Source organism: Actinomadura citrea (assembly GCF_013409045.1).
GTDB lineage: Bacteria > Actinomycetota > Actinomycetes > Streptosporangiales > Streptosporangiaceae > Spirillospora > Spirillospora citrea.
Genome location: NZ_JACCBT010000001.1, coordinates 5,270,739 through 5,293,210, shown reverse-complemented (window position 1 = coordinate 5,293,210; position 22,472 = coordinate 5,270,739). Strand labels below are relative to the sequence as shown.

General features: G+C 71.7%; 18 protein-coding genes. 10 read left to right on the top strand and 8 right to left on the bottom strand.

The window, feature by feature from the left end:
* Positions 1-360: 360 nt before the first annotated feature.
* Positions 361-1,353, top strand: a complete 993-nt coding sequence (locus BJ999_RS24675) for a hypothetical protein (RefSeq protein WP_179835492.1) — start codon at positions 361-363, stop codon at positions 1,351-1,353.
* A gap of 398 nt (positions 1,354-1,751) precedes the next feature.
* A complete protein-coding gene (locus tag BJ999_RS24670) occupies positions 1,752-2,861 on the top strand; it encodes a winged helix DNA-binding domain-containing protein (protein ID WP_179835491.1) in 1,110 nt (369 codons plus the stop codon).
* A gap of 118 nt (positions 2,862-2,979) precedes the next feature.
* Here BJ999_RS24670 and BJ999_RS24665 read toward each other — a convergent pair whose 3' ends face one another.
* From BJ999_RS24665 to BJ999_RS24640, 6 genes are all read right to left on the bottom strand, one after another.
* Positions 2,980-3,639, bottom strand: coding sequence for a response regulator (locus BJ999_RS24665; protein WP_179835490.1), 660 nt, complete (start codon positions 3,637-3,639; stop codon positions 2,980-2,982).
* Positions 3,636-4,802 (bottom strand): sensor histidine kinase, encoded by a 1,167-nt coding sequence (locus tag BJ999_RS24660; protein WP_179835489.1) that lies wholly within the window; start codon positions 4,800-4,802, stop codon positions 3,636-3,638. The genes BJ999_RS24665 and BJ999_RS24660 overlap by 4 nt, the downstream gene beginning before the upstream one ends.
* Positions 4,799-5,632 carry a CPBP family intramembrane glutamic endopeptidase gene (locus tag BJ999_RS24655; RefSeq protein WP_179835488.1) on the bottom strand — a complete coding sequence of 278 codons (834 nt, stop codon included), beginning with the start codon at positions 5,630-5,632 and terminating at the stop codon, positions 4,799-4,801. The genes BJ999_RS24660 and BJ999_RS24655 overlap by 4 nt, the downstream gene beginning before the upstream one ends.
* Positions 5,633-5,879: 247 nt before the next feature.
* Complete coding sequence (locus BJ999_RS24650) at positions 5,880-6,683, bottom strand: citryl-CoA lyase (RefSeq protein ID WP_229810374.1); 804 nt, start codon at positions 6,681-6,683, stop codon at positions 5,880-5,882.
* A 26-nt stretch (positions 6,684-6,709) separates the two neighbouring features.
* Complete coding sequence (locus tag BJ999_RS24645) at positions 6,710-7,900, bottom strand: CaiB/BaiF CoA transferase family protein (RefSeq protein WP_179835486.1); 1,191 nt, start codon at positions 7,898-7,900, stop codon at positions 6,710-6,712.
* A gap of 34 nt (positions 7,901-7,934) precedes the next feature.
* The gene (locus tag BJ999_RS24640; RefSeq protein WP_229810375.1) at positions 7,935-8,726 is read right to left on the bottom strand and encodes an IclR family transcriptional regulator; all 792 of its coding nucleotides are present in this window, start codon (positions 8,724-8,726) and stop codon (positions 7,935-7,937) included.
* Between the two features lie 414 nt (positions 8,727-9,140).
* Between BJ999_RS24640 and BJ999_RS24635 the strand changes: the two genes are divergently transcribed.
* From BJ999_RS24635 to BJ999_RS24605, 7 genes are all read left to right on the top strand, one after another.
* A complete protein-coding gene (locus tag BJ999_RS24635) occupies positions 9,141-10,619 on the top strand; it encodes an aldehyde dehydrogenase family protein (RefSeq protein WP_179835484.1) in 1,479 nt (492 codons plus the stop codon).
* Positions 10,616-11,617, top strand: a complete 1,002-nt coding sequence (locus tag BJ999_RS24630) for a zinc-dependent alcohol dehydrogenase (protein WP_179835483.1) — start codon at positions 10,616-10,618, stop codon at positions 11,615-11,617. The genes BJ999_RS24635 and BJ999_RS24630 overlap by 4 nt, the downstream gene beginning before the upstream one ends.
* Entirely contained in the window at positions 11,614-13,440 is a 1,827-nt protein-coding gene (locus tag BJ999_RS24625) for a thiamine pyrophosphate-binding protein (RefSeq protein WP_179835482.1), read from the top strand. The genes BJ999_RS24630 and BJ999_RS24625 overlap by 4 nt, the downstream gene beginning before the upstream one ends.
* Before the next feature lie 48 nt (positions 13,441-13,488).
* Positions 13,489-14,646: an ABC transporter substrate-binding protein gene (locus BJ999_RS24620; protein WP_179835481.1), complete on the top strand. Its 1,158-nt coding sequence runs from the start codon at positions 13,489-13,491 to the stop codon at positions 14,644-14,646.
* A gap of 111 nt (positions 14,647-14,757) precedes the next feature.
* Complete coding sequence (locus tag BJ999_RS24615; protein WP_179835480.1) at positions 14,758-15,627, top strand: branched-chain amino acid ABC transporter permease; 870 nt, start codon at positions 14,758-14,760, stop codon at positions 15,625-15,627.
* Positions 15,624-17,477 (top strand): branched-chain amino acid ABC transporter ATP-binding protein/permease, encoded by a 1,854-nt coding sequence (locus BJ999_RS24610; protein ID WP_179835479.1) that lies wholly within the window; start codon positions 15,624-15,626, stop codon positions 17,475-17,477. Before BJ999_RS24615 ends, BJ999_RS24610 begins: the two co-directional genes overlap by 4 nt.
* Entirely contained in the window at positions 17,474-18,247 is a 774-nt protein-coding gene (locus tag BJ999_RS24605) for an ABC transporter ATP-binding protein (RefSeq protein ID WP_179835478.1), read from the top strand. The genes BJ999_RS24610 and BJ999_RS24605 overlap by 4 nt, the downstream gene beginning before the upstream one ends.
* Positions 18,248-18,281: 34 nt before the next feature.
* Here BJ999_RS24605 and BJ999_RS24600 read toward each other — a convergent pair whose 3' ends face one another.
* Entirely contained in the window at positions 18,282-19,274 is a 993-nt protein-coding gene (locus BJ999_RS24600) for a ThuA domain-containing protein (RefSeq protein ID WP_179835477.1), read from the bottom strand.
* Between the two features lie 270 nt (positions 19,275-19,544).
* Between BJ999_RS24600 and BJ999_RS24595 the strand changes: the two genes are divergently transcribed.
* Positions 19,545-21,710, top strand: a complete 2,166-nt coding sequence (locus BJ999_RS24595) for an outer membrane protein assembly factor BamB family protein (RefSeq protein WP_179835476.1) — start codon at positions 19,545-19,547, stop codon at positions 21,708-21,710.
* A 60-nt stretch (positions 21,711-21,770) separates the two neighbouring features.
* On the opposite strand, the gene BJ999_RS24590 is transcribed toward BJ999_RS24595, so the two are convergent.
* Positions 21,771-22,454 carry a TetR/AcrR family transcriptional regulator gene (locus BJ999_RS24590; RefSeq protein WP_179835475.1) on the bottom strand — a complete coding sequence of 228 codons (684 nt, stop codon included), beginning with the start codon at positions 22,452-22,454 and terminating at the stop codon, positions 21,771-21,773.
* Positions 22,455-22,472: the final 18 nt, after the last annotated feature.

Below are 22,472 nucleotides of genomic sequence, written 5' to 3'. Positions count from 1 at the left end.
TGCCGCCCTGCTCGCTGACCGGGCAGAAAGCAGGCAGCGCTTCAGTCCGGCAGCAGCACCACCTGCGGGAGCGGCGACCGGCGGCACGCTCCGCGCGCTGACCGATGCGACGGCCTCGCAGGTCCCCATTTCTGCGGCACCGCCGTTTCCGGCGGGCATGTTGCCCTGCTGGTTCCATCCCGGACAGTACGTAGTGTCCAGATCAATCTCGATCTCGGACCGTTCGTGACCAGGTCGCGAACGAACACAAACGGAGGAAAGATGAGTACAGATCAACCTGACCAGGCGTCCCATATAGGTTCGCACATCGACCTGTTAACAGACTTATCGAGGGTCGTTGACGGGGCGGACCCCGGAACGGTGGACGCCATTGTGGTTCCCACGATGACTCCGCTGGCAGTGGGGCCGGCGATCGACTTGGCAAAAGCGCTGGAGTGCACGATCGTCCTATTGTGCAGCCCGTCTGCACAGCTACGGGAGCTCGGCAGAATGGGCCGTGTCCTGCCCTCCAATGCACTTTATCTGGAAGTCTCGCAGGAGTACGGTCACCCGCTGCTCGGTTTCGAGCGGCGGGAGATCGAGAAGCATACGGACATCGCGACGAAGAGGAACATCGGACTGCTGATGGCCCGCATGTGCGGCTGGCGGACGGTCTTCTTCCTCGACGACGACATCCGGGGCATGGAGCCGTCCCTGATCAGGCGGGCCGCCGCTCTGACCGGGCAGTATCGGGTGGTCGGATTCCAGATTCCCGAATTCCCGGATAATTCGGTCGTGTGTCACGCCAGCCGGGTTTCCGGGGGAGTGCAGTCGACCTTCATCGGGGGTAACGCACTCCTCGTCGACACGCGTCGCGCGGAAGCGTACTTCCCCGCGATCTACAATGAGGACTGGCTGTTCATCTACGATGCGGTCGCCGCTCGCTCGGCGGGCGTCGCGGGCAGGCTGCGTCAGCTGGCGTACGATCCGTTCAGCCGGAGCGCCACACCGGAGGAGTTCGGCGAACTCATCGCCGAAGGCCTGGTCCGGGCGCTCCATTCGGGATCGGATGTTTCCACGCTCTACTTCTGGATGGACGCGATCAAGAAACGCTCGCGTTTCATCGACGAGGTGGTGGGCCGCCTGCACGGAACTGCGCCCGGAACGGATGAGCCGGTTCCAGATCGCGACCGTATCCTGCGACGCCTCGACGAGGCGAAGAAGCGGCTCCTGGAGATCTCCCCGATGAGCTGCTTGTCCTTCTATCGCACATGGCGCGAGAACGTGGACGTCTGGCAGCGGCAGCTTCTGGGTCTTCCCACCTCGCTCACCCCTCAACAGGCGATTCGCTATCTGCGGCTGCCGAGCGTGTAGGGCTTGCCGGCCAGGGAGGGCGAGGTCCCACGTGTCCGGTAGGGCCCGGTCGGTCACGACCGGGCCCTACCGGACCCAACTGGTCCCGGGGCCGAGGCCCCGGGACCGCGGTTTCATGAAGGACGTCATGCGGCGGCGCGGGGCTCTGCAGACGAACCGGGGAAGCGGTCACACCCTGGCCGCTATCCCTGCGACTCTGTTCATCGATCAGGGCAGGCCGTCTCCGAGCGACACCGCCCGATCAAGATGGATCGAGAGACGAGGAGCCGGATGTCGGTCAACGCTGTGACCCGCCTGAACTTCCGAGACCCGCAGGGGGCGACCCCGTGCGCAATGCCGACCGATCTGGGCCGGGCAGGGATCCGGGTCTCGGCCTTCATCGGCCCCCGCGCCGCGGCATGAGCCCGACGACCGTGTTGGGCACCCGGGCCCTCAACCGCGCCACGCTCGCCCGGCAGCTGTTGCTCGAACGCGCCGACCTGCCCGTCCACGACGCCGTCGCGCACCTGTGCGGCCTTCAGGCGCAGGAACCGCAGGCACCGTTCGTCGGGCTCTGGTCGCGGCTGCGCACGTTCGCCCCGGTGACGCTGGACGAGTTGCTGGTGGGGCGGCGCGTGGTGCGGACCCATCTCATGCGTCGCACCGTCCACCTCGTCACCGCCGACGACGCCCTGGCCTGGCGGGCCCGCCACGACCCCATGCTGCGGCAGCGGGTGCTCGGGGTCTACCGCGGCGAGCTCGCCGGAGTGGACCTCGACGAGCTCGCCGCGGAGGGCCGGGCGGTGCTGGCCGACGGCGAGCCCCGCTCGATGCCCGAGCTCGGCCGGGCGCTCGCCGACCGGTGGCCGGACCCGGGCCCGCGGGCGCTGGGCGAGATGCTGGTTTCCGCCCTTGTCCCGATGGTGCAACTGCCGCCGCGCGGGATGTGGCGCACGAAGGCGGGGGTCCGCAACGTCCCGCTGTCCTCCTGGCTGGGGCGCGAGATCGATCCCCCGGCCCGGGAGGGCGCCGATCCGGTCGGCGAGACACTCGTCCGGCGCTACCTGGCCGCGTACGGACCCGCCGCCACGGCCGACCTGCGCGCCTGGTGCGGCCTCGCCGGCCTGCCCGCCGCGGTCGCCGCGATACGCGAGGAGCTGGTCGCCTTCCGCGACGAGCGAGGCCGGGAACTGCTTGACCTGCCCGACGCACCGCGTCCCGATCCCGACACCCCCGCCCCCGTGCGCTTCCTGCCGGCCTTCGACAACGCACTCCTCGGCTACCAGGACCGCAGCCGAATCGTCGACGACGCCCATCGCGGACTGTCGGTCGCCGGTGCCCGCGTCGTCCTGGTCGACGGCCGGGTGGCCGCGACCTGGGGCATCGAGGACGGCAACGTGAGCGTCACCCCGCTGCGCCGCTTCTCCCGGGACGACCGCGCCGGCGTCGATGAACAGGGACGGGCACTGGCGGCGTTCCTCTTCTCCGACGACCGACACCGCGTACAGATCGACGCGTCCCCTCGGTGAGCGGCACACCACGAGCGCCCCACCCCGTCGAGCCGTCCCCTCGCGGATGGCCGCGCAACCGCTGTCGCGCCGACGACACCGTGGCGACCAGGCGCCGAGCCGATCCAGCGGCGGACGGTCAGGTGACCAGGCCGTTGCGGTAGGCGTAGACGACGGCCTGCACGCGGTCGCGCAGATCGAGTTTGGTGAGGACGCGCGACACGTAGGTCTTGACGGTCTCCTGGCTGAGGACCAGAGTCGCGGCGATCTCGCGGTTGGAAAGGCCGTCGGCGATGAGGCGCAACACCTCCAGTTCGCGCGAGGTCAGCGCGACGTCGTCCGCCGTGCCGGGGGCGGGCCGGATCCGCGCCGCGTACCTGCCGACGAGCTGCCGCGTCACCTCGGGCGCCAGCAGAGCGGCCCCGGCTGCGACGGTGCGGATACCGTGCAGGATCTGCGCCGGTGGGGCGTCCTTGAGCAGGAACCCGCTCGCGCCCGCGCGCAGCGCCTCGTACACGTACTCGTCCAGGTTGAACGTCGTCACCACGAGCACCTTGACGGGGTCCTCGACCCCGGCGCCGGCCAGCAGGCGCGTCGCTCCGATGCCGTCGAGCACCGGCATCCGGACGTCCATCACCACCATGTCCGGGTTCAGGCGGCGGGCGAGGTCGACCCCGGCCCGCCCGTTCCCGCACTCGCCCACCACCTCCAGGTCGGGCTGGGCATCGATGATCGTCGCGAAGCCGGTGCGGATCAGCGCCTGGTCGTCGCAGACCAGCACCCGGACGGGTGCGCTCACGACGGGCTCCCCGTCGGGATGCGCGCCCGCACGACGAAACCGCCGCCGGCCTCCGCGCCCGCGCTGAACTCGCCGCCGAGAGCGCCGACCCGGTCGCGGAGCCCGGCCAGGCCCCGCCCGCTCCCGCCGGGGGTCCCGATCCGCTTTCCGGGACCGTCGGTGCCGACCTGCACGATGATCTCCTTCTCGCCGTAGCGCACCCGGGTGAAAGTGCGGTTGCCGTGGGCGTGCTTGAGGGCGTTGGTCAGGGCCTCCTGGACGACCCGGTACGCCACCAGCTCGGCGCTGCCGGCGGACTCGGCGGGCTCGCCCTCCTCGGTGAACTCCACCGGTTGCCCGGCCTTGCGCGTCTGCTCCACGAGGGTGCGGAGGTCGCCGGTGGACTCCGTCCCGGCGTCGTCTCGGGGCGGCGTGCCGTGGTCGGGGTTGAGCAGGTCGAGCAGGTGCCGCAGGTCGGTGATGGCGCGCCGTCCGGTGTCGGAGACGGCGTTCAGGGTCGCGTCGAGCCGATCGGGCGCGCCGGTCAGGTACCGTGCCGCCTCGGCCTGCACGACCATCGCCGTCACATGGTGGGTCACGACGTCGTGGAGCTCGCGGGCGATGCGGGTGCGTTCGGCGGCACGGGTGGCCTCGGCGATGCGGAGGCGGCGCTCGGCCTCGGCGGTGCGGGTGGAACGCAGCCAGGACCCGATGCCCCAGACGACGGCCAGCGCAAGGTAGAAGATCACGTACCCGTCCAGATGCTCGGCCCCGCCGAGCCGGTGGAGCGCGACGGCCAGCGGCACGTACGCGGCGGACAGGACGATCACAGTGATACGCCGGTGGCGTTCCAGGTGGGCGCCGGCGCTCATCAGCGCGATGGGCAATGCGGTACCCGCGACCATGTGGTACCCGCGGAGTTCCGCGACGGCGAATCCGAGCGACACCAGGACGAGGCACGCGCCCGGCCACCGCCGGCGCACCGCGAGCGGGAGGCAGTGGAGGGCGAGCGCCGCGATGGCCAGCGCGTCGAAGGGACGGGCCGGAAGTTCGCCGACATGCGTCTCATGGCCGCGGAGCACCGGCAGGAACGACATGACGATGAGCAGGAGCGCGAGCGGGAGATCGCGGACGATCACGTTCCGACTCCGCCACAGGGCCTCGACCCGCCGCAGATCGATCACTGGGCGAGGGTAGCGGCCGCGGCCCCGCGGGCGCCGGGCCTCCGGGGAACCAGGTTGCCCCGCCTGTGGGCCAGCCACATGAAGGCGATCGTCAGCAGCACGCCGAACACGACCGTGTACGGGCTCGCCTCCGGCCCGAACCGGCCGCCGGTGAGCAGGTCCGGTCCGGACGTCACGCCTCGCAGAAGCCCTTCCGTTCTGCCATTGCCGGACACCTCGGTGCCGAAGATGCCGGCCTCGGCGAAGTTCCAGCCGAAGTGCAGTCCGATCGGCTCCCAGAGGTTGCGGGTGGCGGCGTACACGGCGGCGAGCGTTCCGCCGGCCGAGACCGCGATGGCGACCGCGCCCCACACGGTGGCGTCCGGGTTGAGCATGTGCCACAGGCCGAACAGCACGCTGGTCAGCGCCAGCGCCGTCCACGTGCCGGCGCGCTCCTCGACGACCCGGAACAGGACGCCGCGGAACATCAGTTCCTCCGTCACGGCGGCGGCGGCCATGAAGCCGAACAGGCCGACCGGGCCCGTCGCCGTCCCGAAGCCGTCGACCCGGTAGCCGTCGAGGAAGGCGATGTTCCCGATGACGGCCGCGAACCACCCGAACCCGATCAGCGTCCCCAGGACGGTACGGGCGATGGCGCCTTCGGCGGCGACCTCGTCAGGCGCGCGGCGCTCGGACCACCGCACCATCCGGGCGTACACCAACACGGCGAGCGCGGCCGTCGCGACACCGAGGACCAGGCTCAGAAGCGCGTTGTCCTTCACGGCCATAAGGCCCCGGCCGCCAACGAAAGCGACCGCTGCGACGGGCAGGAGTTGCTTCAACGACCGCATGCCGGCTCCTCTGCAAGACTTCTTCCGCGGGCTTCCTCGGACCGATCGGCTCGGCCAGGACGAACGCTAGGGAGTCGGCGACCCCGCGATCTTCCCCGCACGGAGGACATTCGCCGGTAGCTCGCACGGGGGACATAGGCGCGACCAGGCCGATGGTGCGGGCGCGGGCGGGGCTCCCGTAAGGAGACCGAGATGACTCTCGCCCGGTATGCGGGCCCCGATGGGGAGGCAACGCCTGAAGAGACTTTCAGGCCGTGTCAGTGCGTCCAGGCCGCGCCGGGAGGATCGTGCGGGGGATGGGGCCCTTGTTGCGCCGGCCGCTCTGGGTCTCCTCCCAGGCGTGGGCGAGGATGCCGATGCTGCGGCTGAGGACGAACAGGCCGCGCGCGAGCGGGGCGGGGAATCCGAGTTCGGCGTAGATGATGGCGGTGGCGCCGTCGATGTTCATCGGGACGGGCCTGTCGCGGCCCTCGGCGAGGAGGGTCTCCACCGACGTTCCGGCGCGGAGGTGGTCGCCGGGGACGACGCCGTCGCGGACGGCGTCCTCGACCAGGCCGATCAGCGGGTCGCGGCGGGGGTCGCGGGGATGGAAGCGGTGGCCGAATCCCGGGAGGTGGCGCGGCCAGGCGGCGATGGTCTGCTCGGTCGCCGTGCGGAGGTCGAGGCCGGCGGCCTCGCGCCGCAGGACGTCGTCCAGGAGCCGGACGCACTGTTCGCCCGCGCCGCCGTGGGTGTCGCCGAGGGTGTTGACGGCGCTGGCGACGGCGTTGTTGAGGCCGACGCCGCAGGTGGCGGCCATGCGGGCGATGGCGATCGAGGGGGCTTGGGGGCCGTGGTCGACGGCGGCGACGAGCGCCGCCTCCAGCAGGGCCGCCTGCCGGGGTGCCGGGAGGTCGCCGCGCAGCATCAGCCAGATCATGGAGGTGAGGCCGGTGGTGCCGATGAGGTCCTGGACGGGGCGGCCGCGCAGTTCGATGACGCCGGGTTCCATGCGGGTGATGGCGGTCGCCCACCATTCCGCGACGGCGCCCGTCGGGTCGATGTCGTTCACGGGAGCCTCCTGCGCTCGACGGTCGGTCATGGGGTGGCGGCGTTCCGGCCGTTCCAGCGGCCCGCCAGGGCACCGCGCTCGGGGTTCTGCTCGCCGAGCAGGGGCGGGGGGCCGGTGGGGCGCAGCGGTTCGCCGTCGTGCAGGACGCCGCTGCCGACGACCTTGAACACGCGTCCGGAGTCGTCGGGGAACGGGAGTTCGGTGAAGAAGCCCCGGTGGTCGAGCTGGTCCAGTTCGACCGTCTGGGGGACGGTGGTGACGCGGGCGGCGGGGACGCCGGCCGTGCTGAGCATCCCCTCCCATTCGCGGGCGGTGCGGCGGCGCAGGGCGAGGTTGAGCTCGCCGGTCAATTCGTCGCGGTGCAGTTTGCGCTGCTCCCGGTCGGTGAAGCGCGGGTCGTCGAGGAGGTCGCGCCGGTCGATGAGGGCGCACAGTGTCTCGAACTGCCGCTGGCGGTTGGCTGCGATGTTGAGGGGACCGTCGGAGGTCTCGAAGGTGCCCGAGGGGGCGGCGGTGGCGTTCTGGGTGCCCATGGGCTCGGGCGGGACGCCGCTGACGAGGTAGTTGGAGATCGCCCAGCCCATGGCGGACACCGCCGACTCCAGCATGGAGACGTCGAGGAACGTTCCCTCTCCGGTGCGGTCGCGGCCCGCCAGGGCGGCGCAGATGTGCAGGGCCGCGGTGAGCCCGCCCACGGTGTCGCAGACGGGAAAGCCGATCCGGAGCGGGGCGGTGTCGCTGGTCCCGGTGATGCTCATCATCCCGGAGAGGCCCTGGATGATCTGGTCGTAGGCGGGGGCCTGGCTCATCGGGCCGGTCTGCCCGAAGCCGGAGATGGCGCAGTAGACCAGCCGGGGGTTCAGCTCGCGCAGCCGCGGCCAGCCGAAGCCGAGCCTCGCCAGGACGCCGGCGCGGAAGTTCTCCAGGAGCACGTCGGCGCCGCGGACCATGTCCTCGAACTCGGCGCGGCCCGCGGCGTCCTTGAGGTCGGTCTCGACGGACTTCTTGCCCGCGTTCTGCGCCAGGAACGAGGCGCCGATGCCGGTCCGGTTCAGCTCGGCGTCCGGACCGAGGTGCCGGGCGAGGTCGCCCTGCCCCGGCACCTCGATCTTGAGGACCTCGGCGCCGAGCAGCATCAGCTGGTAGCTGCAGTACGGTCCGGCCAGGACGTTGGTCAGGTCGAGGACCCGGACGCCGCTGAGCGGTCGCTCTGGCATGCGGTTGCTCCTTTGGAACCGGCCCCGCGCGGGTTCAGCGCGCGGGGCTGAGCGGGTGGTCGAAACCGCGTTCGGACATCTCCTTCGCCACCTGGCGCAGATCCGCGGCGTACTGCTCGACGATCTCCCCGGGGAAGCGGACCGTGGGACCGCTGAGCGACAGGGCGGCGACGACCGTGCCGGACCGTCCGATGACGGGGACGGCGACGGCGGACAGGCCGTCCTCGCGCTCGCCGTGGCTGTCGGCCCAGCCCTGGTGGGCGGCCTCGTCGATCCACTCCCGCAGCCGCTTGACGTGGCCCTCGCCGTAGGGGGAGGCGACGGCGACGCGTCGCAGGAGGGGCTCGGGGGCGTCGCGCAGCAGGACCTTGGAGGACGCGCCCGCCCAGAGCGGCAGCTCGTCGCCGATGTGCACGACGTGCCGGAGCGGCTGGGGGCTCTCCTGCTGCGCGACGCAGACCCGGTAGATGTCGCGGACCATGTAGAGGTTCACCGTCTCGCGGCGGCGGGCGCCGAGGTCCCGCATGAACTTGCGGGTCTCCGGCGGCAGCTCCCAGCTGCTGCGCGCGAGGTGCGCCCATCGCCACAGGCCGGGCCCGGGAAGGTAGCCGTTGGGGGCGGCCCACAGCAGGCCGTTCTGCTCCAGCGTCTGGACGAGCCGGATGACCGTCGTCTTCGCCAGGCCGGTCGCCTCGACGATCTCGCGGATCGAGATGACGGGGCGCTCCTCGCCGAGCAAGGACATGATCTCGACGGCGCGCTGGACGCTGCGGACGCCCCCGGCGTCGGCCGCCTGGTCGCCGCCGTTCTTCTTCGCTGGGCTCACTGGTTCTCCCCGATTCTGGTCCGGGACGGTGGAAGCACGAGTGTCCCGGGTTTTCCGCCGTCGAGGGGACGCGGAACCGGCGAAGACCGCGCCCCTGGGGCGGGGGACGGTTCGTACGTTACACGTAGTCCACATAGCGGTCTAGTTGGACCATTAGTCGGTCTTTCTGGGGTCATCTCGCGATGATTTTCCCGTGCGCTCTTCCCCTTGTGAGCCCGGTCACCTATAACTAACTCACTGGTTCGAACATTACGAGCGGTGGAGGTGGAGTGCCGTGCAGGAGTCCCCATGGCCGAGTCGTGCCGCGCAAGTTCCTCCATCGCGGCCCTTGCCGGCACCCGGCGGTGGCCCCTACGTTAACGCGAAGTCCGCATGATGGCACGAATAGACCGCTTAGCGGATCAGGAGGAACGGATGCTGGAAGCGGTGCTCGCGGCGGCCGTGGAGGGCGGGCCGGTACAGGCGGCGGCCCTCATCGGGGGCCGGTGGAGTACGGACGGTCCGCAGAGCGAGCGCGTCGGACCGTATCTGCGCACGACGGTCAGCCGGGCGCCGGCCGCCGGGCCCGCCGAGGTCGCCGCCGTCCGCGGCCATGCGCGCGCCTACGCCCGGACCGTGGCGCGGCTGGCGCCCGCCTCGCGGGCGGACGTGCTGGAGCGGGCCTCGCGCGCCGCCACCGGCAACCGCGACGACCTGGCCCGGCTTCTCGCCCTCGAGCTGGGCAAACCCGTCAAGGACGGCCGGGGCGAGATCGACCGTGTGGCCGACACGTTCGCCGTCTGCGCGGCCGAGGCGCGGCAGATCGGGGGAGAGACCCTTCCGGTCGCCGGGTGGGCCCGCGGGGTCGCCGACACCGCCTTCACCTACCGGGCCCCGGCGGGCGTGGCGCTCGCCATCACCCCCTTCAACGCGCCGGCGAACCTTCTCGCGCACAAGCTGGGCGCCTCGTTCGCCGCCGGCAACACCACGATCGTCAAGGCGCCGCCGCAGGCCCCCGCCGTCTCCACGGCCGTCGTCGCGTTGCTGGTCGAGGCGGGCATGCCCGTGGAGGCCGTCCAGCTGCTGCACGGGGACGGCGCGGTCGGCGCCGAGCTGTGCGCGGCGGAAGAGGTCGCCGTCATCAGCTTCACCGGCAGCGCCGCCACCGGGGCGGCGGTCGCCAGGGCGGCCGGGGCCAAGCGCCTGGTGCTGGAACTGGGCGGGAACGCCGCCACGATCGTGTGCGAGGACGCCGACATCGCCGGGGCCGCCCGGATCTGCGCCCGCACCGGCTACAGCAACTCCGGCCAGAGCTGCATCTCCGTCCAGCGCGTCTACGTCCACCGCTCGCGCTTCGAGGAGTTCCTGGACGGGTTCACCGCCGAGGTGAAGTCGCTGACCGTGGGCGATCCGCTGGATCCGCGCACCGACGTCGGCTCCATGGTGGACGAGGAAGCCGCCGAACGGGTGGTGCGCTGGAGCGCGGAGGCCGCCGAGCAGGGGGCGCGCGTGCTCCTCGGCGGCCGGCGGGAGGGGGCCACCGCCCTGCCGACGGTCGTGGCCGATCCGCCGCCCGGCGCCTCGCTCGTGCGCGAGGAGGTCTTCGGCGCGCTGGTCGCGGTCATGCCGTTCGACGACTTCGACGGCGTCGTCGAGCAGTGCAACGAGAGCCGGTACGGCCTCCAGGCGGGCCTGTTCACCCGCGACCTCGACCGGATCGTCACGGCCTGGCGCGAGCTGGAGGTCGGCGGGCTCGTCGTCAACGGCTCGTCCAACTACCGCCTGGACCACGTGCCCTTCGGGGGCGTCAAGGACTCCGGCTTCGGGCGCGAGTCGCCCCGCTGCATGATCGAGGACTACACCGTCGTCAAGACGCTGATGCTTCGCGGCACCTCGCTGTGGGGCGCCGCGTGAAGGCGGTCGCGCTCCTCGCGCCGGAGACGGTGGAGGTCGTGGACGACCGGCCCGAGCCGGCCTGCGGCCCGGACGAGGTCGTCGTCGCGGTCCACGGGGTCGGGCTGTGCGGCTCCGACCTGGCGGTCGTCTCCGGCCACCGCCCGGTGCCCGCCCTGCCGTGGGTGCTCGGGCACGAGGCGTTCGGCGTCGTCGTGGCCGCCGGCGAGCGGGTCGCCGACCGTTTCCCCGGGCAGCGCGTCGTCGTCGAACCCAACTATCCGTGCCTGCGTTGCGCGCCGTGCCGGACCGGTGCCACGGCGGGCTGCAGGAACCGCCGGGCGGCCGGCATCTCCGAGCCTGGTCTGCTGGCCGAGCGCGTCGCCGTCCCGGCCCGCTTCACCTGGCCCGTCCCGGACGGCTGGGACGACACCGACGTCGTCTGCGTGGAGCCGTTCACGGTGGCGCTGAACGCCGTGCGCATGAGCGGCCTCGCTCCGGGGGACCGGTGCCTGGTCGTCGGCGCGGGCTCCCAGGGGCTGCTGGTCTCGGTGGCCGTCACGCATGCCGGGGGAGTCCCTTTCGTTGTCGAGCCCCACCCCGGGCGCCGGGCGCTGGCACGGGAGCTCGGGGCCGAGGACGCCTCCGAACCGCCGTCCGGGACGACCTTCCCGGTGGTGATCGAGACCTCCGGCGCCCCGGAGGCGTTCGAGCGGGCGCTGGAGCGCACGTCCCCCGGCGGCTCCCTCATCGCCGTCGGGCAGGGCGGCCGTCCCGCCCGCCTCTCCACCTTCACTCTCGTGCAGCGCCGCCTGACCCTGCGCGGCTGCCTCATCTACGACCACCCGGCCGACTTCCCCCGCACGATCGCGACGCTCGCCGAGCACGACCTGCACCCCGGCAGGGTGCTGCGCGAGCGCTTCGAGCTCGCCGAGGCGCCCGCGGCGTTCGCGCGGGCGGCCCGCATCGCCGGCAAGACCTGGATCAGCCTGCCCCGAACCGAGGAGAACGCCTCATGACCGTGGACGTCCACCCCCGTGACGACAGCGCCGTGTCGGTGTCCGCGGCGGAGGCGCTCGTCCGGCAGCTCGAGGGCTACGGCGTGGAGTACGTCTTCGGGACCTGCGGCCACACCAACATCGCCCTGCTGGACGCGCTGAGCCGCAGCCCCATCACCTTCGTCATCGCGCGCCACGAGCAGGCCGCGGCGCACGCCGCCGACGGCTACGCCCGCGCCTCCGGCAGGCCCGGCGTCCTGCTCGTCCACGTCGGGCCGGGCATGATGAACGCCGTCACCGGCGTGGCCACCGCCGCGCTGGACTCGGTGCCGCTGGTCGCCATCGCCGGCGACGTCCCGTCCTACTACCACGGCCGGCACCCGCACCAGGAGGTCAACCTCCACGCCGACGCCGACCAGACCGCCGTCTACCGGCCCTTCGTCAAGCGCGCCTGGCACGTCCACCGTGCCGAGGACCTCGCCCGCTTCACCGAGCGGGCGTTCTGGACGGCCTCCTCCGGACGTCCCGGCGCGGTGCTGCTCAACGTGCCGATGGACCTGTTCTCACGGCCCGTCGCCCCGGCCGAGCACCCGCTCCCGGCGCACGAGGGGGTGCCCGCCCTGCCCGCCGACGTCGCCGAGCGGATCGCCGTGCGGCTCGCCGAGGCCGAACGGCCGCTGATCTACCTCGGCGGCGGTCTGCGCGGCGAGACCGGCCGCCGCGCCCTGCTCGCCCTCGCCGAACACCTCGACGTCCCCATGGTCCACTCGCTGATGGGCAAGGGCACCGTGCCGGACGACCACCCGCTGCTGCTCGGCATGCCGGGCTTCTGGGGGCTGCGCACCACCAACGACTACGCCCGCACGGCCGACGTCGTGCTCGCCCTCGCCACCCGGTTCGCCGAGACCGACGCCAGCTCGTGGGACCCCCGCCACACCTGGAACCTCGGCGCCGCCGTCCCGGCGGACGGCGCGGCGCCGGGACGGCTCATCCAGATCGACATCGACCCGGCGGAGATCGGCCGCAACTATCCGGTGGAGATCGGCGCCGTCGCGGACGTGACCCTCGCCGTCCAGGCGGTCGAGGAGGCCGTGCGGGCCGTCCGGCCCGAGCCCGTGGCGCGCCCGGAGCTGCGCGAGCGCATCCGCGCCGCCCGCTCCGATCTGTTCGCGCAGAGCCGCGAGCGCGGCCGCGGCGCCGACTTCCCGCTCCGGCCCGAGCGCATCCTCGCCGACCTGCGGGAGGCGCTCCCGGCCGACGCGGTGCTGGTCACCGACGTCGGCTGGAACAAGAACGGCGTGGCCCAGTGCTACGAGCTGCCCGCCGAGGGGCGTTTCATCACCCCCGGCGGCGCGTCCACCATGGGCTTCGGCCCCGCCGCGGCCGTCGGCGTGCAGATCGGCGCGCCCGGCAGGGTCGTGGTCGCGCTGGTCGGCGACGGCGGCATGAGCGCCCAGTTGCCGGCCGTCCCGATGGCGGTCGAGCAGGGACTGCCGGTCGTGTTCGTGGTGATGAACAACCGCGCCCACGGCACGATCGCCGACCTGCAGACAGCCAACTTCGGCGCGGGCTACGGCTGCGAGTTCCGCGACCCGGACGGCCGGCCCTACAGCCCCGACTTCGCCGCCTTCGCCGAGGCGTGCGGAGCCGACGGCCACCGGATCGACGCGCCGGAGGCACTGCTGCCGGCGCTGCGCGCGGCCGTCGGCGCGCGCCGCCCGGCGGTCCTGGACGTGCCCATGGTCAACGAGCCCGTGCCCACACCCGGGCACTGGAACATCAACGACATCTACCAGGGTGTCTTCCCGGACGGCAGCGGCCACCCCACGCTGCCCGCCATCTGAGCCGACCGACCCCCACCCACCCCGACAGCCACCCACCGAGGTGAAGCAATGTTCAACATCCCCAGACTCCGTGTCACCGCCCTGGCCGCCGGAGTCCTCGCCGCGGGCCTGACCGCGGCGTGCGGTGCCCCCGGTGAGTCGAAGGACTCCGGCTCCGGCGGCAGCGGGCCGATCAAGATCGCCGTCGTCGACGCCCAGAGCGGGCAGCTGAGCTCGCTCGGCAAGTGGGAGCACAAGGGCGTCAAGCTCGCCGTCGACGAGTGGAACGCCAAGGGCGGCGTCAACGGCAGGAAGATCCAGCTGGCCGTCTTCGACGACCAGGGCGACCCCACGGTCGGGACGAACCTCGCCCGCAAGATCGACAGCCAGGGGTACATCGCGATGCTCGGCACCGCGGAGAGCGCCGTCACGATCGCCATGGCGCCCTCGCTCAGGCAGGCGGAGATCCCCAACATCGCCTCCGGGCAGTCGCCGGGCATGGTGGCCCTGAAGAGCCCGTTCCTCTTCCTCAACGGACCCACGAGCACGACCTACGACGAGACCCTGGCCAAGTACGTCGTCGATCAGAAGAAGATGAAGAAGATCGCGATGATCAGCAACAACGGGTCCTACGGCAAGGGCGAGCACGACGCCTTCCTCAAGGCGCTCGGGGACCGGGGCCTCAAGCCCGTCGCCGACGAGGTCGTCACCACCGACCAGAAGGACTTCAGCGCCCAGCTCACCAAGATCCGGCAGAGGTCGCCGGAGGTGATCTTCCTCGGCGCCGAGGAGGTGGAGTCCGGGCTGATCGTCAAGCAGGCCCGCGACCTCGGCATCACCGTGCCGTTCGCCGGCGCGGCGCCGCAGGGCACCCCGGTGTACCGCGACACGGCCGGCGTCAAGAACGCCGAGGGGACCATCGTCAGTTCGCCCTACCTCAGCAACGACGTGAGCGAGGCGTCCAAGAGGTTCGCGGCCGCCTACAAGGCCGCCTACGGCGAGGACGCCGAACTGCACGGCGCCAAGGCCTACGACGGAGCGCAGATCCTGCTCACCGCACTGAAGAACAGCGGCGTCGCGACCGGGCGGAAGCTCGCCGACGCGATCCGCGCGGTGCGGTACCAGGGCCTGCTCGGCGACTTCGCCTACGACGAGACGGGGGTAGGCATCAAGGCCACCACGATCGGGATCATGAAGAACGGGACGGTCGTCGAGGCCGGAACCTGATCCGGCGACCGGACGGGCGTCGGCGGCCGGACGCCGGCACCGAGCACGGTGCCCGGCCGCCCGCCCCGTCCCCGGCCGGCCCCTCCGCCGGCCCGCGTCAGAAAGAGAGCCATGCAGGTCTTCCTCCAGACACTCATCGGCGGGCTGAGCCTCGGCGCGATCTACGCCCTCGTCGCCATGGGGTTCTCCCTCGTCTACCGCACCATGGGCCTGGTCAACTTCGCGCACGCCGACGTGCTCATGATCGGCGCCTACACCGCCTCCACCTTCTCCATGTCCAGCCGGCTGCCCTTCGCGCTCGCCATGGCGCTGGCCATCGGGATCACCGCGCTCATCGGCCTGTTCATCGAGCGGGTCCTGCGCCCGCTGGAGAACAGGGACTTCACCCTGATGCTGATCGGCACGATCGGCTTCGGGATGGTCCTGCAGGCCGTCGCGGTGCTCATCTGGGGCGCCACCGGCCGCGCCGTCGCGTCCCCGGTCAAGGCCGCTCCGCTGGAGTTCCTCGGGCTGCGCGTGCGCACCTACGACCTCGTGGTGCTGCTCATCGCGGCGCTCGCGGTGCTGCTGCTCGTCGGCTTCCTCCAGCGGACGAAGATGGGCGCCGCCATGCAGGCGGTCGCCATGGACCACGAGGCGGCCACCGCGGTCGGCATCCACGTCGGCCGCAGCAACGCCATCGCCTTCGCCGTCGGCGCCGGGCTCGCCGCGCTGGCCGGCGGGCTCGTCGGCCCGCTGCTGTACGTGAACCCGACGATGGGCGGGACCATCGGGATCAAGGGCTTCGCCGCCGCCATGCTCGGCGGCTGCGGGAACGTGCCCGGGGCGATCGCCGGCGGCTTCCTCATCGGGATCCTCGACTCGTTCGCCGCGGGGCATTTCCAGGGCTACTCCGAACTGGTGGTGTTCCTGGTGTTCACCGTGGCCATCATGATCCGGCCGACCGGCCTCTTCGGCGAGACGACGGTGAGCCGCGCATGAACGCCCTCCTCCGCCACCGCCGCACCCCGGGGCTCGCGACGCTCGTCGCGCTCGTCCTGGTCGCCTGGCTGCTGCCGTACCAGCTCGGCGGCTACGCCATCCACGTCGTCAACATCGCGCTGGTGTTCGCGCTGCTGGCCATCGGCATGGGCCTCGCCATGGGGATCGCCGGCCAGATCAACCTCGCCCAGGTGGCCTTCTTCGGGGTCAGCGCGTACGCCACCGCGATCCTCACCACCGACAAGGGACTCGGGTTCTGGCCCGCCGCTCTGATCGCCCTCGTGGCCACCGCCCTGATCGGGCTGCTGGTCGGCATCCCGGCGCTGCGGATGCAGTCGCACTACCTCGGCATCGTCACCCTCGGCCTCGCGCTGGGGTTCATCAACTGGACGACCAACGCCGAGCTGGCCGGCGGCGCGGAGGGAATCTCCGCCATCCCCGTCCCGCCGATGTTCGGCGTCGACCTGTCCAGCGAGTACCTGTACTACTACCTCGAAGTGGTGGTGTTCGCGGGCGCGCTGGCGTTCGGGCTGTTCGTCGTCCGGACCGGGCTCGGCCGCAGGATGATGGCCATGCGGGACGACCCGCTGGCCGCCGGCGCCGTCGGCGCGGAGATCCCGCTGCTGCGGATGACCGCGTTCATGCTCTCCAGCGTCTTCGGCGGCCTCGCCGGCATCCTCTACGCCGGGCTCATCCGCTACGTCGCGCCCGACACCTTCAACATCGCCAACATGTTCCTGTTGCTCGCCATGGTGGTGATCGGCGGACGGCAGAGCCTCGTCGGCTGCGTCGTAGGCGCGGTCGGGCTGACGCTCGTGCGCGAGCAGCTCGTCGACTACCCGACCTACGCCCAGCTCGGCTTCGGCGCCGTCGTGGTCCTCATGGTGGTGTTCGCGCCGACGGGGCTCGCGGGAGTCCCGGCGCGGGTGAGGACCCTGGTGCACCGCCGCCGGGGCCGGACCGCCGAGCGCGCCGTGCTGCGCCCGTTCCGCCCGTACGAGCCGGTGGACGCCGCCGATGCCGCGGGCGGCACCGGGCCGGGCGGTGAACCGCTGCTGGAGATCCGGGAGATCGCCAAGCACTTCCGCGGTCTCAAGGCGCTCAAGGACGTCTCGCTGACGGTGCGGCGCGGGGAGATCCGCGGCATCGTCGGCCCGAACGGCTCGGGGAAGACGACGCTGTTCAACGTCATCAGCGGCTTCTACAGGCCGTCCGGCGGCCGGGTGCTCATGGACGGGCGGGTCGTGTCGGGCTCGCGCCCGTACCGGCTCTCCATGCTGGGCGTGGCCCGCACCTTCCAGAACCTGCGCCTGTTCGGGGAGCTGAGCGTCCGGGACAACCTCCTGGTCGCGCTGGACCGGTCCCGCACCCGGGCGATCTGGCGGTACGCGCTGTGGCCCGTCGGGGTCTGGCGGCAGGAGCGCCGGCTGCACCGGCGGGCGGACGAGCTGCTCGACCGCTTCGGGCTGACCGGGTTCGCCGGCGCCGCGCCGGGCTCGCTGCCCTACGGCATCCAGCGGCGCATCGAGATCGCCCGCGCCATGGCGGCCGGGCCGCGCCTGCTGCTGCTCGACGAGCCGGCGGCCGGGCTGAACGGCGAGGAGGTCCGCCAGCTCGCCGAGATCGTCCGGTCGATCCGCGACAGCGGCGTCACCGTCGTCCTCATCGAGCACAACATGGGCCTGGTGATGTCGCTGTGCGAGCGGGTCACCGTGCTCGGCGGCGGCTCGGTGATCGCCGAGGGCACGCCCGCCGAGGTGGTCGCCGACCACGCGGTGATCGAGGCCTACCTCGGCGACTCCGCCATGGCCGGGATGCCCCTTCCGGACACCAGCGAGGTGACCTCATGAACGCCGACACGACCTCCGCCGGAACCCGAGACGAGAAGACGCCCCCGAGGAGGGAGGGCGCGACCCTCACGGTGGAGGACCTGTCCGTCCACTACGGAGGGGTCTGCGCGGTCAGCTCGATCGGCTTCACCGTCGAGCCCGGCCAGTCGGTGGGCATCATCGGCGCGAACGGCGCGGGCAAGACCTCCACGCTCAAGGCGCTGATGGGCCTGGTGCCGCGCAGCGGCGGCCGCGTCACCTTCGGGGACACCGACCTGGCGAAGGTCAGGGCGCGCGACGTCGTCCGGCACGGCATCGGCTACGTCCCCGAGGGGCGGCACGTCTTCCCCGGCCTCACCGTCGAGAAGAACCTGATGCTGGGCGCCTACGCCCGGTCGTGGCGCGACACCGGGACCAGGGAGGCCCTCGCCGGGGTCTACGAGCTGTTCCCGGTGCTGGCGGAGATGCGGTCCCGGCTCGCCGGCGCCCTGTCCGGCGGGCAGCAGCAGATGCTGGCCGTCGGCAGGGCGCTGATGGCCCGGCCGCGGCTGATCCTCCTGGACGAGCCGTCCATGGGGCTGTCGCCGAAGCTCGTGGAGGACATCCTCGCCGTGCTGCTGCGGCTGCGCGAGGAGGGGCTGAGCCTGCTGCTGGTCGAGCAGAACGCCAAGCTGACCTTCGAGGCCACGAGCGACTGCGTGGTCATGGAGAACGGGGAGGTGGCCATGACCGGCACCTCACGCGAACTGCGCGACGACGTCCGCGTCCGCCGCATCTACCTGGGCCTGTGAAGCGGGCGGGCACGGGGGACCGGTGCTCCGGGCGTCAGCGGCAGAAGGGCTTCTCGCCCATCGCGGACTCGATCCCGTTGAGCAGCAGGCTCTGGAACTCCTTCGCCCCGGCGAAGGCGCTGCCGTCGTCGGTGAACGCCTCGGCGTCGTGGCCGAGCGTGGTGAGCCAGGCGCGTCCGCCGTCGTAGTACTGGCACCAGGCCACCGGGTGGAACGAGCCGTGCCCCGGGTGGTTCATGTTGCCCGTGGCGCCCTGCACCAGGGTCCTTTCGTCCACGGTCGCCAGGAACCGCACCCGGCTCGGGAAGGGGACGAGGTTGTACCACTCGTCGGCGAAGGTCCAGCGGCTCGGCAACCCGGCGGTGGAGACGTCCTCGCGGTCGACGGTCTGGACGGTCCCGGGCTGCTCGCGCGGATGGTCGTAGAAGTTGGCGCCGCCGAGGAGGCCCTCGTACCACGGCCAGTTGTACTCGGTCCCGAACGCGTTGTGGACGCCGACGAATCCGCCGCCGCCACGGATGTACTGCCGCAGCGACGTCTGGGCCGCGTCGTCGAGGGTGTCGCGGGTCGTGCTGAGGAACACGACCGCGTTGTAGCCGAAGAGCCTGGCCGGGGAGGACAGCTGCGCCACGTCCTCGGTCCAGTCGACGGAGAATCCGTTCGTCCGGCCCATCTCGACCAGGGCCTTCTGCGCCACGTTCGCGTCGCCGAGCGGCGGGTTCATGCCCGCCGGGAGACTGGGCCCGAGGTTGGCGTGCCGGGGTCCGGCCGTCCGGCTGTAGACGAGGATCTCGTAGCCCTCGGCCGGGTCGAAGTTGCCCCAGTCGTGGTAGCAGCGCGGGTCGGTGCCGCGGCACACGCCGTAGTCGGGGTCGCCGAGTTGCTGGGCGCCGCGGTCCTCGGGCTTGGCGAGCGGCGCGCCGGCGGTGGCGGACGCTCCGCCGAGCAGCGACGTGGTGACGAGCACCGCGGCCGTGCCGAGCGCGGCGGCGGCCCCGGCGACGAGGGGGGACGAGGGTCTCCTCATGGAACGGATTCCTTCCTGACATGCGTCCTTGGCGGTCCGCCTAGCGGTCTAGTTGGACCGTCAAAAGGTTCAAGGAACATCTCATGCGATGTCGGCGGCGGCAATACCCGATCCGCGACGGATTGAATTGGTGAGACATTGGCGTCGAAAACAGCGGTTTTGTCCCCGGACCCCGCATGCGAGCTCTTGTCAGGAGGCGGAAACCGGCTTACCGTGTCGTCCGTTCACTGGACCTTTGAGTCCGTCTAGCGGACCTTTGGAGGAGAGGGCATGGAACGACGGAACTTCCTGGCCGGCGCGGCGGCGGCCGCCGGCGGCACCGTGGCCTTCGCGCCGCTCCGTGCTCCGGAGGCGCAGGCCGAGGCCGCCCGCTCCCGGCTCGCGCTGCCGGTGCCCCGGCAGCCGGCCGCGTTCGGCTCGACCGGACGCGACTTCCCGACGGTCTGCGGCAACCTCGCCAACCAGAACCACTCCACGCTCCGCAGGATCAACCGCGGCAACGTCGAGCACCTCGGCGGCGCCTGGCACGTCAACCTCGAAGGTGGCAGCGCCTCCGGCCGCTCGCAGCAGAGCACGATCGTCGCCGCGGACGGCGTCCTGTACGTGCAGACCGCCGAGCAGAACGTGTTCGCCGTCGACGGCCGGACCGGCGAGATCAGGTGGCGGACCAGCGTCGGCGCCCGGCAGACCAACATGCGCGGCGTGGGGCTGGGGGAGGGGCTGATCTTCACCACCTCCGGCGAGAACATCGTCTACGCCCTCGACCAGAGGACCGGCGCCGTCGTCTGGCGGCGCGAGCTGCTCGTCGCCGGGGAGGGCGACCCGTCCTGCGACCCCGAGGAGGGGCAGTGCGGGGGCAACCGCGGCGGGCTCGCCGGGGCCGTCGTCTACTGGGACGGCCTCATCTACGTCGGGACCGAGGGCAGCACGGCCGGCGCCCGCGGCCGCGGCTACGCGCTGAACGCCCGGACCGGCGAGGTCGCCTGGACGTTCTGGGGCACGCCCGGCCCCGGCGAGTACGGCAACGACACCTGGGAGGGCGACACCTGGAAGACCGGCGGTGCCGTCTGCTGGATACACCCGGCGATCGACCCCGAGCTCGGCCTGGTCTACTGGACGTTCGGCAACCCCTATCCCCGGACGAACGGCTCCACCCGGGGCGGGGCGAACCTGTTCTCCAACTGCCTGGTCGCCATCGACGCCAAGACGGGGAAGCGCCGCTGGCACTTCCAGTCCGTCCACCACGACATCTGGGACTACGACAACGTCATGGCCCCGGTGCTGATCGACCTGCAGATCGGTCACCGCAAGCGCAAGGTCGTGGTGTACGGCAGCAAGGTCGGGATGTACTACATCCTGGACCGCGCGACCGGCAGGCCAGTGCACGGCATCACCGAGCGGCCCGTCCCGCAGGAGCCGCGCCAGAAGACCTGGCCGACCCAGCCCTTCCCGGGCGGCGAGCCGTTCGTCCACCAGGCGCCGAGTTTCCACGACGCCACCAGGCCGGTGCCGTACTACCCGACCGGGGGGATCTTCACACCGTTCTGGGACGACGCCACGATCCTGTTCCCCGGCGCGGGCGGCGGTGCGGACTGGTCGTACCTGTCGTTCAGCCCGCACACCGGGTTCGTCTACGTCGGCTACGGGCTCATCAACTCGTCCTACTCCAACACCAACGGCGGACGTGTCAACACCGCGCGCCCCTTCGGGGAGTACTTCTCGGGCGGCCTCGCCGCCGTGGACCCGCGCACGAACAAGCCCGTGTGGCGCAAGGAAGGCGAATGGTCCCTCGCCCACGGCAACGGCATCCTCACCACGGCCGGGCGCGTGATGTTCCAGGGCCGGCCGGACGGGGTGCTCGTCGCCATGGACGACACCAACGGCCGTGACCTGTGGACCTGGCAATGCGGTGCCGGGGTCCACACCAGCCCGATCAGCTACGAGATCGACGGTGAGCAGTACCTCGCGGTCTTCGCCGGCGGAAGCGGGCTGCCCTACCCCGACATCCCCAAGGGCGACCACCTCTGGGCGTTCAAACTCGGCGGGGAGGTCGGTCCGGCGCCCACGCCCACGCCGCCGTCCAGGCGGAACCAGATCCGCGCGGCGGCGGTCGCGGGCGGCGCCGTGAACGACACGGTCACGCTCGGCCGGATCTGGGACCCGGTGGCCGGCGCGCCCGGCGGCGAGGAGAACACCGTCGCGCAGAACGCCATGGCGCCGCAGCACCTGACGGTCCCGGTCGGCACCGAGGTCACCTTCGTGAACCCCGCCGGCAACGGGCACTCACACGGCGCCGCGTCGTTCTTCGAGCACGTCTTCAACAGCGGGCGGCTGAAGCCGGGCGAGTCCTACGAGCACAGGTTCACCGAGCGCGGCGAGTACTTCTACAACGACCCCGTCTTCCCGCAGAGCACCGGGAAGATCGTCGTCCGGTGAGCCCGCCATGGCCGCCGATGCTTTCCGGACGAGATCGGCTGACCGCCGATCTGGCGGCCGCTAGTTCCCGCCCTCCCGGAGTCCTCCGCGTCCGGCGGCGGTCAGGTAGGCGACGACCATGTCGCCGATCATCTCGCGGTGACGCTCCCGGTGTTCGGGCGCCGTCATGTCGCGGCCGAACAGGACGCCGAACGTGTGCTGGTTGGCGATCCGGAAGAAACAGAACGAACTGATCATCATGTGCACGTCGACGGCGTCCGCCTCGGCCACGAAGTCGCCGCTCGCGCGGCCGGCGTCGAGGATCTGCGAGATGAGGTCGGCGACCGGCCCGCTGAGATCGGCGAGCATGCGCGACTCGCGCAGGTGCTCGGCCTGGTGAATGTTCTCGATGCTGACGAGCTTGATGAAGTCGGGATGCGCCTCGTGGTGGTCGAAGGTCAGTTCCGCCAGCGTCCGGATCGCCTCCACCGGCGCCAGATGCCGCACGTCGATGGCCGATTCCAGTTTCCTGACCTCGGCGTAGGCCTTCTCCAGCACGGCGAGGTACAGCTTTTCCTTGCCGCCGAAGTAGTAGTAGATCATCCGTTTGGTGGTGCGCATGAGCGCCGCCATGTCGTCCACCCGGGCGCCGGCGTAACCGTGCCGCGCGAATTCCCGCTGAGCGACGTCCAGGATCTCCGCCCGGGTGCGGTCGGCGTCGCGCTGACGCTCTCCCGAGGCGGGTGTGACGGACCGCGTCGACATGTGACTCCGCAAGGTGGT

Coding starts and splice junctions, on each gene's coding strand:
- BJ999_RS24590 (WP_179835475.1), bottom strand. CDS start 22,454: ATGTCGACGCGGTCCGTCACACCCGCCTCGGGAGAGCGTCAGCGCGAC.
- BJ999_RS24595 (WP_179835476.1), top strand. CDS start 19,545: ATGGAACGACGGAACTTCCTGGCCGGCGCGGCGGCGGCCGCCGGCGGC.
- BJ999_RS24610 (WP_179835479.1), top strand. CDS start 15,624: ATGAACGCCCTCCTCCGCCACCGCCGCACCCCGGGGCTCGCGACGCTC.
- BJ999_RS24645 (WP_179835486.1), bottom strand. CDS start 7,900: ATGCCAGAGCGACCGCTCAGCGGCGTCCGGGTCCTCGACCTGACCAAC.
- BJ999_RS24655 (WP_179835488.1), bottom strand. CDS start 5,632: ATGCGGTCGTTGAAGCAACTCCTGCCCGTCGCAGCGGTCGCTTTCGTT.
- BJ999_RS24670 (WP_179835491.1), top strand. CDS start 1,752: ATGAGCCCGACGACCGTGTTGGGCACCCGGGCCCTCAACCGCGCCACG.
- BJ999_RS24605 (WP_179835478.1), top strand. CDS start 17,474: ATGAACGCCGACACGACCTCCGCCGGAACCCGAGACGAGAAGACGCCC.
- BJ999_RS24600 (WP_179835477.1), bottom strand. CDS start 19,274: ATGAGGAGACCCTCGTCCCCCCTCGTCGCCGGGGCCGCCGCCGCGCTC.
- BJ999_RS24615 (WP_179835480.1), top strand. CDS start 14,758: ATGCAGGTCTTCCTCCAGACACTCATCGGCGGGCTGAGCCTCGGCGCG.
- BJ999_RS24625 (WP_179835482.1), top strand. CDS start 11,614: ATGACCGTGGACGTCCACCCCCGTGACGACAGCGCCGTGTCGGTGTCC.
- BJ999_RS24620 (WP_179835481.1), top strand. CDS start 13,489: ATGTTCAACATCCCCAGACTCCGTGTCACCGCCCTGGCCGCCGGAGTC.
- BJ999_RS24635 (WP_179835484.1), top strand. CDS start 9,141: ATGCTGGAAGCGGTGCTCGCGGCGGCCGTGGAGGGCGGGCCGGTACAG.